Here is a 12,254-nt window from a genome sequence, read left to right as displayed (position 1 = left end):
GATGAACGAGATTGGAACGTTTTTTGTTATTTTAAATATCCTAAATAATCAAATTTTTCTAGTGTTCGATTGTCAGCGACAACTAGTATGATCCCTTCATCAGGTAGTTTCTTACTTGGGTCAAAGTGGGTGTTTAACTTGCCACTTTTCTCATCTCTAAAACCAATAACATTGACGTTATAATTTTGTCTTAGATTTAAAGTATGCAAGGACTTTCCAGCCCATTCACTAGGAATTTTAAGTTCAATTAAAGCTACGTCATCCTCTAAATGAAAAACATTTGATATGTTATAGCGGAGGATATTTGAAGCCAATTCTTTTGCTGTGCTACGTTCAGGAGTGATGACCCAGTTAGCACCCATTCCGTAAAGGACTTCCTCATAATTGTTATTCATAGCTTTGGCAATAATATTCTTAATACCAAGTTTTTTGCACTGCAAGAGCGCTAGCGCAGACGATTCTAGGTGTTCTCCAGTTGCAATAATGACCGTATCGCAAGTATCAATACCAGCAGAACGTAGAAAGTCAATGTCAGTAATGTCACCAACAGCGGCCTTAGTCACCTGATCAGCAAGGGAATCAATTGTTGTAGAGTTATTATCTAAGGCGATAACGTCTTGTCCAAAAGAGGAGAGTTCGGTTGCAATGGTTTGTCCAAAGATTCCCAAACCGAGGACCCCAATAATTTGTGTTTTCATATAAAATCCTTTCAGAATATTGTCAATGAATAAAATTGTTTAGCCAACTGAAATATCAGTTGGGGCATAAGAGACATGCTTTTCTTTTTTGGTCATCAAGCTCAAGAGAACAGTGATAGGTCCAACACGGCCAATGAACATCAGAGACATGATAACGAGTCGTCCTAGAGTATTTAGATTAGGGGTCAAATCCATTGAAACACCAACGGTAGCAATGGCTGACACACTCTCAAAAAGTAGGCCAAGGGGCGATAGTGTAGGATTAGTCTCCAGCAAAATAACATAGCCGACAAAGAGCATTGTTAGGAAAAAGAGTATAACTGTGAATGCTTGCAAAACAGTCTTATTAGATATAATACGATTTCGAAAAACAACGCTCGAGTTAACAGATAGTTCTGACTTAAAAAGCAGGAACATGATAGAGGCAGTTGTCACCTTGATACCACCCGCAGTTCCTCCAGGACCACCCCCAATAATCATTTGAATCATAAAAAGAAGATTTGTGGAGAAATCGGCATTGGTATAGGAAATAGTCGCAAAACCAGCGGTACGCATGGTTACAGTCTGAAAGAAACTTACCAGAAGTTGTTGCCAGACATTGAGAGTACCGATTGTCTTAGAGTTATCCATTTCCAGTAACCAAGCAAGTAGTGTTCCTCCTAAGAGGAGACAGCCTGTACTTATAAGAACAAGACGACTTTGATTGCTGAGAGGTCTACAAGCTAATTTCCAATTCCTTGGACGATCTTTAATATAACGTCGCAATAGTTGAATCAAATCAATCCAAACTGCAAATCCCAAACTTCCAGACATAATGAGAAAAGCTACAGCAAGGTTAATGGTTGGATTGGTTGCATAATCCTGTAAACTGTTAGAACCTAAGTTGTCAAATCCAGCATTACAAAAGGCAGAGACAGCTAGAAAGAGACTATTAAAAATGCCGTGACCAAGTCCAAAACGAGGAACGAAATCAGTCATGATCACAAGTGCTGCCAAAGCTTCAATAGAAAAAGTAATTTTATAGACCTTAAAAAAATAAGCTTTCAAATCTTTTTGGTTATCCCTGCTAAGTGCGGATTGAAGGAGATCTTGATCACTCAGTCCTAATTTATTTTTCAGGGTATAGGTGCTAAAGGCTATAAGAGAGACGAGCCCAAGTCCTCCCGTCTGCATGAGAAGCATAGAGAAAATTTGACCGAGACCATTGTAAGCCTTACTGACCGGGACAACAGAAAGTCCAGTTACACAGACCATTGACACAGTATTGAAGAGATGATCCAGGTAGCTTGTTTCTGGACTATTTGCATAGTGGCTTATGGGAAGGCTAAGTAAAATACTCCCCACTATAATGACAAAGACAAAGCTGAGCACAAGCTTTTGCGTGACAGAAAGACGATTGATCAATGAAAACCTCCGAGTTATCATAAGAGTAAATAATAATCCAAGGAGTAAGACACCTCCTTGGATAAACGTTATAGCGGCTTCTTGTTAGGAATTCCAGCACGACGTGGGTACTTATTTGGGGTTTCTTTTTTCTTATCGACAATAGTGACATTACGTCCATCCCCATTTGGCAGTCTGTAGTTCTCGTTGAGAATAGGCTTTGCAAAAAGCGAGTTCAAGGCATTTTTAGCATCGGCTAACTCTTCATCAGCTGCTGCAGCTTTAAGTGCAATAAGTTGTCCACCAACCTTTAAGAAAGGAATGGTCAATTCTGAGAGAACCTGCATGCGTGCGACGGCACGGGCAGTAACAATATCAAACTGAGCACGGAAGGCCTTGTCTTGTCCAAAATCCTCTGCACGTCCGTGATAGAAGTGAACACCGCTGAGCTCAAGTTCATCAGCCAAGAGATTGAGGAAATTGATGCGTTTATTAAGTGAGTCGATGATAGTCACATCAAGCTCAGGGCAAAGGATTTTCATAGGGAGACTTGGAAATCCAGCTCCAGCTCCGATATCCAGAAGTCGAATACTTTGATTTTTAATATGCCCTTGAAGAACAGGAGCCAAAGAATCAAAGAAATGTTTGAGGTAGACCTCGTCTCTTTCTGTGATTGCAGTAAGGTTGATCTTTTCGTTCCATTCTACCAAAAGCTCAAAGTAGCGTTGGAATTGGTCTTTTTGTTTTTGGCTGAGATCGAACCCCAGTTCTTTCAAAGCCTTGTAAAAATCTTCAGGTGTCATTATATATTCCTTTTATCTAGTTTCAATGCTCTTATTTTACCATAATTAAGAGCTTTCATCTAACTCTATAGGACAGATGGAAACTGGGTCTGAGTAAGTTTCTCATTAGCTGTGAAAAAAGTTCTAAGTTTAAGAAATATGTAATATTAAAGGTGTTATTTTTTCTTAAAAATTTGATATAATACTAATTAAGTCTAAAATCATAATCATGCTCTCTAATGAAAAGTGAATGTAGGGGATTATGGTCTTGTGGATTGAAAATAGATCCCTATGGGGAAATTTAATTTGAGGATTAAGAATGATTTATCTTTCAGAAGTTAGAAAGTCTCCAGAGGGGCTCGCCTTTACCGAAGCACCTTCTTTGTTGGAGTCTATTAAAGAACGCTATGATCAAGTTTTAAATCTTGAACAGATTCAAGCAAGTGGTCAGGTAGCCTATGATAATGGCTTGTACCTTTTGGACTATCAACTTAGCTATGATATTACCTTGCCATCTAGCCGTTCACTTGAACCTGTGACACTTAGCTTTAACTATCCGGTTTCAGAAACCTTTATACAAGAGGCAGATGCAGCTCTTCAAAAGGAATTAGTCGAAGAAAATCTAGTTCTTATCTTGGATGGGGATACCATTAATCTTGATGAGAGTATTTTAGATAATATTCTTCTTAATATTCCTTTGAGAGTATTAACACCTGAGGAAGAATCAGGACAAATTTCGCTCTCAGGTAATGACTGGGAAGTCTTGTCAGAAGAGGATTTTGCCGCACTTCAACAGGAGAAAAAAGAGGCAAGTAATCCCTTTGCCCAATTGAACGGTCTATTTGACGAAAATTAATTCAAAAAAATAAACTAAAAATGTTTGACAATTTTAAAAATCTGTATTATTATATCATTAGAAGTTAATTTTCGGATTTATTTATAGGGTAAATCTACAGACTTTTTAAGGGAAATAGAAGTCAAAAAATTTTAAGAAAGTGGTAAATACTTATTATGAGCAAACGCATTTTGATTGTTGAAGATGAGAAAAACCTTGCTCGTTTTGTCTCTCTTGAACTTCAACACGAAGGATACGACGTTGTGACAGCAGACAACGGACGTGAAGGACTTGAAATGGCACTCGAGAAAGATTTCGATCTTATTCTCTTGGACCTTATGTTGCCTGAGATGGACGGTTTTGAAGTAACACGTCGTCTCCAACAAGAAAAAGATACTTATATTATGATGATGACAGCCCGCGATTCAATCATGGACATTGTTGCTGGTTTGGACCGTGGTGCTGATGACTATATTGTAAAACCTTTTGCGATTGAAGAACTATTGGCACGTATTCGTGCAACCTTCCGTCGTCAAGATATCGAAGCTGCTAAGAATGCACCAGCTAAAGCGTCAACTTATCGTGATTTGAAATTGGATGTTCAAAACCGTACAGTTGTTCGTGGTGATGAAGCAATTCCATTGACAAAACGTGAGTTTGATTTGTTGAACACACTTTTGAGCAATATGAACCAAGTGATGACCCGTGAGGAACTCTTGCTTCAAGTTTGGAAATATGATGATGCAATCGAAACAAACGTTGTAGATGTTTATATTCGTTACTTGCGTGGAAAAATCGATGTTCCAGGTAAGGAATCATACATTCAAACAGTGCGAGGAATGGGTTACGTTATCCGTGAAAAATGAGTAAATTACAAGATAGATTATTTGGTAAAGTAACCATTAGAAAAAAGTTGACCATGACAACTGCTGTGGTCTTCTTTCTTGTATTGTCGATGTTCACTCTGGTTGTTGTTTTCTCGGCCAATACGCTTCTTTTGCAACGTGAACGTCAAAATGTAAATAATACAATTTCGAAAGTTGTTACTTATATCGAAAAGGACTGGGATTCTGATGAAGAGTTGAGTCCAGAACCGCTTTTAGCGGCCCTTTATTCGCCTAAAAATATCTATGCATCAATCATTAATGGTGTGCTTTCTGAAAAGCACTCTTTGGATGGTCAAGTTGCAATTTCTAATAAATTATTTTCTAACCAATCTGTTTTTGTTTATGACAAAAAGGGAACGTTTATCTTTACTTCTGAGGAAAACACAGACTCTCCTCCAGGCATGTCTGAAGTAAACAAACTGAAGTCAGTGTCCTATAAAGGAAAGCGTGGTTTCTTACTACAAGTTCCAATTTACGGTAAGGATAAAAAGACCATCGTTGGTTATGCCCAGATTTTCCATGATTTGGAATTCTACTATGCTCTGAAAGAGCGTTTGATTTTCTTATTGATTTTCCTAGAAGTGGGGATGACGGTCCTAGTTATCGCAGCAACTGTGGTTGTCTTGACATCTATTCTTCGTCCGATGAGACAGTTGCACGAAACGATGGGAGTTATCACCGATTCGCCAAGTGATTTGGAACTTCGTTCTAAGATTGAAAGTCACGATGAAATTGGTGATTTGGCGGTTAACTTTAACCGTATGATGGATAAAATCCAAGAAAATAATCAGATGCAGATGCGTTTCTTGAGTGACGTCAGTCATGAATTACGTACGCCGATTGCGGTTATCAAGGGCCATATGGACCTCTTGCAACGTTGGGGTAAAAATGACCCTGAGATTCTTGAGGAGAGTCTTGAGGCTGCAAGTCACGAGGCCAACCGTATGACGATTATGATTAATGATATGTTGGACTCTATCCGTGTCAAAGGATCATTTGAAAATCATAGAAATGATACGTGTGATTTGAATTCTTCAATCCGTACGGTTATTGGTAACTTCCGTGTCTTGCATGAAGATTACCAATTCTATCTCAATGATTTTGAGAGCTCAGAGCGTCTAGCACAGATTTACAGCCAACACTTTGAACAGGCGATTACTATTTTGATTGATAATGCGGTCAAGTATTCTCCTGTTAACAAGGAAATCCAGGTTACAATTAAGGCTCTGGAAGATGAAATGTTGGTACAAGTACAAGATAATGGTGAAGGGATATCTGATGAAGATATTGAGCATATCTTTGAACGCTTCTATCGTTCAGATAAGGCACGTAACCGTACATCCACTCAATCTGGTGTAGGTATTGGTTTATCAATTCTTTACCAGATTGTGGAGGCCTACCGATGTCGTATTGAGGTTAGTTCAGAGCTTGGTGTAGGGACATGTTTCGATTTTTACATTCCATTTGCGGATGGAGAAACGACGACACCTCAACTTGAGCTTTAAATCAATTTATAAGAGTCTTAGAGTGATTCTTGGTCGTGAGCACGCCTCGTTTAGAGCGTGCTTTTTATGTGTTTTTATGGTAAAATAGAGTACCGAATTTCAAAGATTGGTGGTGAAGTGCATGCGTTGTCCAAAATGTCAACATAATAAATCTAGTGTTATCGATAGCCGTCAGGCAGAGGATGGGAATACCATTCGTCGTCGTCGTGAGTGTGATTCTTGTCATGCTCGTTTTACAACTTTTGAGCGTGTGGAAGAAGTTCCACTTTTGGTTGTCAAAAAAGACGGTACTCGTGAACAATTCTCTCGCGATAAGATTTTCAATGGTATCTTGATGAGTGCTCAGAAGCGTCCGGTTTCTAGTGAGGATATCGAAAATGCCATCACCCGTATTGAGCAAAATATTCGCCGTAACCATGATGGAGAGGTTGATAGTGATGTCATTGGGAATTTAGTGATGAAAGAACTCGCTGATCTTGATGAAATTACTTATGTACGTTTTGCCAGTGTCTACCGTTCTTTCAAAGATGTTGATGAGATTGAAGAGTTGCTTCAAGAAATCACCAAAACTGTACGTGCGAAAAAAGAGTCTAAAAAATGAGACCTATTGAAGAATTTGTCTATGTTGGCAATCAGGTTATCGTTCCCGATCAGGCAAGTTTGATGCGTTGCTATTATCCCATTATTGGGGGTGAGGGCTACGCTCTCTACCAGTATTTCGTGGCTTTTTATGACAATGGTAATCACCGCCATAAGTTTGCGGCTATTCTGAACCATCTTAACTTTGGAATGCAGCCCCTTCAGGAAGCACTGGCGGTTCTGACAGCAGTAGATCTCTTGGCCTTTTACCAGTCACCTCAAGGGTTTTATGTTATAGAGCTTAAGTCTCCCTTATCAATTGAGCAGTTTCTAAAACATGCCGTTTATAGTTCACTTCTCGAGCAAAAGATTAGTGAACCAGCAGTAGATGCTTTGAAACCGGCAGGTCTACAAGGCTTGCAAGATTTATCTAAACGTTTTTCGGATGTCTTTACCGATGAGCGTTTGGCTCAAAAGTCTGTGTCTGAAATCAAGCCTAAAAATTCGTTTGATTTAAGCAGTTTCAGGAATCGTATGCAGGCTGACGGACTTGTATTTACAGATGAAAAGACAGATGTGCCAGAAATCTATAAATTGTCTGAAACTCATGGCATGAATTGGTATGATACCTATCTCTTAGCGAAAAAGACAGCCGTGAACCACCAGATTATTGTCAAGCGTATGCAGGTGCAATTAGAACAGGCTCAAGCTCAAACATTGGGTGGTGATTCTGCTTTGACGGAGACGGAGAAAAAGATTCTTAAAGCGGTTAGGTCCGAAAAGCCTATAGATTACTTGCAAAGTGCTAAAGGCCCAAGCGGGACTGTGACTAATTCTGAGAAGCAGATTCTCACGGATTTGGCACAAAGAGGCTTTATGGATGAGGTAATTAACCTCATGGTTGCCTACAGTTTGGGACGGACACGTTCAACGAATGTAAATCGAGAGTATATCTCTAAACTTGCCAACGATTTTGCCTTTAAGAATATCGTCACTGCTGAACAGGGGCTTTTAGCTTTGCGTAGTGGTTACGATAAGAAATCACAGCAAGCAAAAGCTGATTCTAAGAAGAAAACAAATGTGCCGAGCTGGAGTAATCCAGATTATGATAATCAAACCAGTCAGGCTGATCAGGCCAAGTTGGATGAAATTAGACGTCGAGCTTTGGCAAAACTAGAAAAAGGAAAGGAGTAGCCTATGGAAAGAGTTGGACAAACCCTAAACCGAACAGGGCATCATGGGTCTGGCAATGCAACAGATTTAACGAAGCAAATTTTAGCGGATCCAAGAGTGGCTAGCTTTATTCAAGAGCATAGCCTAAGCCAGGATGAAATCAAGCGTAGTCTTCCTAAGTTTAATCAATTCCTGGTGGAATGCCGTAAGGTAAAGGAAGGTGATGCCTCGTATATTGCCAAAGGGTATGAACCGATTCTGACCATGAATGAAGGCTACGCTGATGTCACCTATAAGGAGACGCGTCAGCTCAAAGAGCAACAAGAACAGCAGGCTATTGCTAAACGGATTAATTTGGTGAGTCTGCCTCAGTCTTATCGTAAGATTACCTTTGCGGACATTGCTCTAGATGATGTGGCTCGTGTTGATACCTTTGAGAGTCTCGTGGATTTTGTGGCGAATTACCCTAGTCCAGACCAGAAAGGCCTTTATATCTACGGAGACATGGGGGTTGGAAAATCCTTCATGTTGGCTGCTATGGCTCATGAACTTTCAGAGACCAAGAAGGTTGCGACGACCATTATTCATTACCCATCATTTACTATTGATGTTAAAAATGGAATCAAGGATGGTTCTGTCAAGGAGCAAATTGATGCTGTCAAACAGGCGGAAGTTTTGGTTCTAGATGATATTGGTGCAGAACAATTCTCTTCTTGGATTAGGGATGATGTTTTGCAAGTTATCCTCCAGCATCGCATGATTGAGGAGCTGCCTACCTTCTTTACGTCTAACTATAGTTTTGCGGATTTAGAAGCTAAGCTATCCAATGGACGTCAAGGAGACGAGACTTGGCAGGCCAAACGTGTGATGGAGCGTATCCGTTTTCTTGCCAAAGAGGTTCACTTGAAGGGTGTTAATCGCCGTTAGGGTGATCCTAATAATGATAAAGAATAAGAGAGTTTGCTTTCCTTGGTGGAAGTGAGACTGCTAAATGAAGAAAGGAATCCCTATTTAATCAGGGACTTAAACATATGACATTACCTACAGTTGCTATCGTGGGTCGCCCAAACGTTGGGAAATCGACCCTATTTAACCGAATTGCGGGTGAACGTATCTCTATCGTCGAAGACGTTGAAGGGGTAACACGTGACCGTATTTATACCTCTGCTGAATGGCTTAATCGCCAGTTTAGCTTAATTGATACAGGTGGTATTGATGATGTTGATGCACCATTTATGGAACAAATTAAGCACCAAGCTGACATTGCCATGACTGAAGCTGACGTTATTGTCTTTGTCGTTTCAGGTAAGGAAGGCGTGACAGATGCGGACGAGTACGTTGCTCGTATTCTCTATAAGACCAACAAGCCTGTTATCTTGGCGGTAAATAAAGTGGATAACCCTGAGATGCGTGCAGATATCTATGATTTTTATTCTCTTGGACTTGGTGATCCTTATCCAGTTTCATCTGTTCACGGTATCGGTACAGGGGATGTTCTCGATGCTATCGTTGAAAACCTCCCAACAGAAGTTGAAGAAGAAAATCCAGATATCATTCGTTTTAGTTTGATTGGACGTCCAAACGTCGGAAAATCAAGCTTGATTAACGCCATTTTGGGTGAGGACCGAGTGATTGCCAGCCCGATTGCTGGTACTACTCGAGATGCCATTGATACAAACTTTGTGGACAGTGAAGGTCAAGAGTATACCATGATTGACACCGCTGGTATGCGTAAATCTGGTAAGGTTTATGAAAACACAGAAAAATACTCTGTCATGCGTTCAATGCGTGCCATTGACCGTTCTGATATCGTCCTTATGGTTATCAATGCCGAAGAAGGTATCCGTGAGTATGATAAGCGTATTGCTGGTTTTGCCCATGAAGCTGGTAAAGGGATTATCATCGTAGTTAACAAATGGGATACGATTAAGAAAGACAATCATACCGTTGCTAACTGGGAAGCAGATATCCGTGATCAGTTCCAATTTTTGAGCTATGCACCAATTATCTTTGTATCGGCTGAGACGAAACAACGTCTTAACAAGTTGCCAGAGATGATTAAACGCATCAGTGAGAGTCAGAACCGTCGTATTTCATCAGCTGTTTTGAATGATGTTATCATGGATGCCATTGCCATCAACCCAACACCAACTGACAAAGGAAAACGCCTTAAGATTTTCTATGGCACACAAGTTTCGGTTAAACCACCAACATTTGTTATCTTTGTCAATGAAGAAGAGCTTATGCACTTCTCATACATGCGTTTCTTGGAAAATCAAATTCGTCAAGCCTTTGGTTTTGAGGGAACACCAATCCATTTGATTGCTCGTAAACGTAAATAAAAAAAGAGACCAACCGGAATAGAATCGTTATGGGTTGGTCTTTTATCATTGTAAGGAGAAAACGATGTTAGAAAATATTCAATCTTATTTATCTAAACAAGGGGTTAAGTATATCAAACCTGAAAAAGCGGGCCCACATAAGGAAGAGATGGAAGACCTCAAGGCACTTGGTCAAGCAGCTCGTAAGGAGATGCAGGCTTTAGCAAAACTTCTAGAGGAGCGTTTGGCACCCTTTAAGATGGATCGTGTCAGTAATTGGGCTAATCAAGCACAAATATGCCGGCCACACTTTTGGTGCTATTACAGGGCCCCTGAGGATAGTTTAGACGATGTTGCCATGGCGATTCGACTTTATGGTCAGCCTGAAAAATGGGGGATTTCAGTAGAAGTTAGCTTTGTCGAACGTAAAAAATCAGATACCACTCTAGCTAAGCAACATAAGGTCCTAGACTTACCGATTGCACCCTCTCTATACTATTTTGCCCAGGAAAATGGTGTTAGTCATCGTGTGGAAGGAACTGAAGAGAATCGCCAGATGCTTAAAGAAGCAGTTAGAGATGGTCGTGTTCGTAAGGTCTTGGTCAAGTATGATGTCCCTGTGACTGCTAGTGAAACAATGGAAGAGTTGGTAGAAGAACTCGCTGATGGATTCTATAAGTTGAAACCATACTACGAGGAAGCTAATCAAAACTAAAAAAATCTCCAGTTTTTCTGGAGATTTCTCTTATTTATTTTGGTGAAATCACTTCAGCACCACCCATGTAAGGACGAAGAACTTCAGGGATAGTTACTGAACCATCTTCGTTTTGGTAGTTTTCAAGGATAGCGGCTACTGTACGTCCAACAGCAAGTCCTGAACCGTTAAGAGTGTGAAGAAGTTTTACCTTACCATCAGCTTCGTCACGGTAACGGATTTGTGCACGACGGGCTTGGAAATCTTCTGTGTTTGAACATGAAGAAATTTCGCGGTAAGTGTTTTGTGCTGGAATCCAAACTTCCAAGTCGTAAGTTTTCGCAGCTGAGAATCCCATATCGCCAGTACACAAAGTGATGACACGGTATGGCAAGTTAAGTTTTTGAAGGATGTTTTCAGCGTTAACTACCATTTTTTCCAACTCATCATATGAGTCCTCAGGTTTTGAGAATTTGACCATTTCAACCTTGTGGAATTGGTGAAGACGAATCAAACCACGTGTATCACGACCAGCTGAACCAGCTTCTGAACGGAATGAAGGGCTCATAGCTGTGAAGTAGATTGGCAATTCTTTACCGTCAAGGATTTCACCGCGGTAGTAGTTTGTCAAAGGAACTTCAGCTGTTGGGATAAGGACGTAGTCAGTACCGTCAAGCTCGAAAGTATCTTCCTTGAATTTTGGATATTGACCAGTACCGAACATTGAGTCGTGGTTAACCATGTAAGGTGTGATCATCTCAGTGTAACCTTCTTTAGCGTGCTCATCCAACATGAAGTTGTAGATTGCACGTTCCAATTTTGCTCCAAGGCCTTTGTAGAAAAGGAAACGAGAACCAGTGACTTTAGCACCACGTTCCCAATCTAGGATACCAAGGTCTTCCCCAAGATCCCAGTGTGCTTTAACTTCAAAATCAAATTCACGAGGTGTTCCCCAACGACGAACTTCTACGTTTTCATCTTCGTCAGCGCCTACAGGAACAGAGTCATTTGGTGTGTTTGGAAGTGTCACAACGATGGCATTAAGCTTTTCATCGATAGTAGCAAGTTCTGCATCAATTTCCTTAATTGCTGCAGAGACTTTTTGCATTGCTGCGATTTGTTCAGAAGCATCTTCTTTGTTACGCTTAGCTTGAGCGATACCATCTGAAGCAATGTTACGTTGAGCTTTGAGTTCTTCAGATTTGATAAGAAGTTCGCGACGTTTAACATCAAGCTCTTTAAGTTCATTTAAAGTTTCAGCAGCGACACCACGTGTAGCCAATTTTTCGGCAAGGGCATCGAAGTCGTTACGAATACGTTTTACATCTAACATAAGTTCCTCCAAAAAGTAAAACACTCCAGTGAAAGTGTTGGAGTGACATAGGCCACGGTTCCAT

The 12,254-nt window shown here is 40.4% G+C and carries 12 protein-coding genes; 8 read left to right on the top strand and 4 right to left on the bottom strand.

The annotated features are described in order from the left end of the window. Window positions 1-26 precede the first annotated feature (26 nt). The 3 genes from O3670_RS07195 to rsmG all read right to left on the bottom strand — a co-directional run bounded on the left by O3670_RS07195 (window position 27) and on the right by rsmG (window position 2,884). Window positions 27-698, bottom strand: a complete 672-nt coding sequence (locus O3670_RS07195) for a potassium channel family protein (RefSeq protein WP_022496217.1) — start codon at window positions 696-698, stop codon at window positions 27-29. Window positions 699-737: 39 nt separating this feature from the next. Then, window positions 738-2,102 (bottom strand): TrkH family potassium uptake protein, encoded by a 1,365-nt coding sequence (locus O3670_RS07190; protein WP_080702550.1) that lies wholly within the window; start codon window positions 2,100-2,102, stop codon window positions 738-740. 68 nt (window positions 2,103-2,170) lie between these two features. After that, a complete protein-coding gene (rsmG, locus tag O3670_RS07185; RefSeq protein WP_037600311.1) occupies window positions 2,171-2,884 on the bottom strand; it encodes a 16S rRNA (guanine(527)-N(7))-methyltransferase RsmG in 714 nt (237 codons plus the stop codon). A 298-nt stretch (window positions 2,885-3,182) separates the two neighbouring features. On the opposite strand from rsmG, the gene O3670_RS07180 reads away from it, so the two are divergent. From O3670_RS07180 to O3670_RS07145, 8 genes are all read left to right on the top strand, one after another. After that, on the top strand, window positions 3,183-3,719 hold the full coding sequence (locus O3670_RS07180) for a DUF177 domain-containing protein (RefSeq protein ID WP_037600313.1): 537 nt from the start codon (window positions 3,183-3,185) through the stop codon (window positions 3,717-3,719). Window positions 3,720-3,874: 155 nt separating this feature from the next. Continuing rightward, complete coding sequence (locus O3670_RS07175; RefSeq protein ID WP_002883757.1) at window positions 3,875-4,564, top strand: response regulator transcription factor; 690 nt, start codon at window positions 3,875-3,877, stop codon at window positions 4,562-4,564. Beyond that, on the top strand, window positions 4,561-6,090 hold the full coding sequence (locus O3670_RS07170; protein WP_037600314.1) for a HAMP domain-containing sensor histidine kinase: 1,530 nt from the start codon (window positions 4,561-4,563) through the stop codon (window positions 6,088-6,090). Before O3670_RS07175 ends, O3670_RS07170 begins: the two co-directional genes overlap by 4 nt. Before the next feature lie 121 nt (window positions 6,091-6,211). Then, window positions 6,212-6,691, top strand: a complete 480-nt coding sequence (gene nrdR, locus O3670_RS07165; RefSeq protein ID WP_002883820.1) for a transcriptional regulator NrdR — start codon at window positions 6,212-6,214, stop codon at window positions 6,689-6,691. After that, entirely contained in the window at window positions 6,688-7,863 is a 1,176-nt protein-coding gene (locus tag O3670_RS07160; protein ID WP_096832795.1) for a DnaD domain protein, read from the top strand. Before nrdR ends, O3670_RS07160 begins: the two co-directional genes overlap by 4 nt. Window positions 7,864-7,866: 3 nt before the next feature. Next, window positions 7,867-8,769, top strand: a complete 903-nt coding sequence (gene dnaI, locus O3670_RS07155) for a primosomal protein DnaI (RefSeq protein WP_002883792.1) — start codon at window positions 7,867-7,869, stop codon at window positions 8,767-8,769. 104 nt (window positions 8,770-8,873) lie between these two features. Next, on the top strand, window positions 8,874-10,184 hold the full coding sequence (der, locus tag O3670_RS07150; RefSeq protein WP_002886596.1) for a ribosome biogenesis GTPase Der: 1,311 nt from the start codon (window positions 8,874-8,876) through the stop codon (window positions 10,182-10,184). Window positions 10,185-10,248: 64 nt separating this feature from the next. Further along, entirely contained in the window at window positions 10,249-10,878 is a 630-nt protein-coding gene (locus O3670_RS07145) for a hypothetical protein (RefSeq protein ID WP_021143564.1), read from the top strand. A gap of 34 nt (window positions 10,879-10,912) precedes the next feature. Here the strand turns inward: O3670_RS07145 and serS are convergent, their stop codons facing one another. Next, window positions 10,913-12,190: a serine--tRNA ligase gene (gene serS / locus O3670_RS07140; RefSeq protein ID WP_155124078.1), complete on the bottom strand. Its 1,278-nt coding sequence runs from the start codon at window positions 12,188-12,190 to the stop codon at window positions 10,913-10,915. Window positions 12,191-12,254: the final 64 nt, after the last annotated feature.

The organism is Streptococcus sp. 27098_8_74 (genome assembly GCF_041431705.1).
GTDB classification, from domain to species: Bacteria; Bacillota; Bacilli; order Lactobacillales; family Streptococcaceae; genus Streptococcus; species Streptococcus salivarius_E.
The sequence above is the reverse complement of the archived record's forward strand: the minus strand, read 5'-3'. Positions and strand labels throughout refer to the sequence as shown.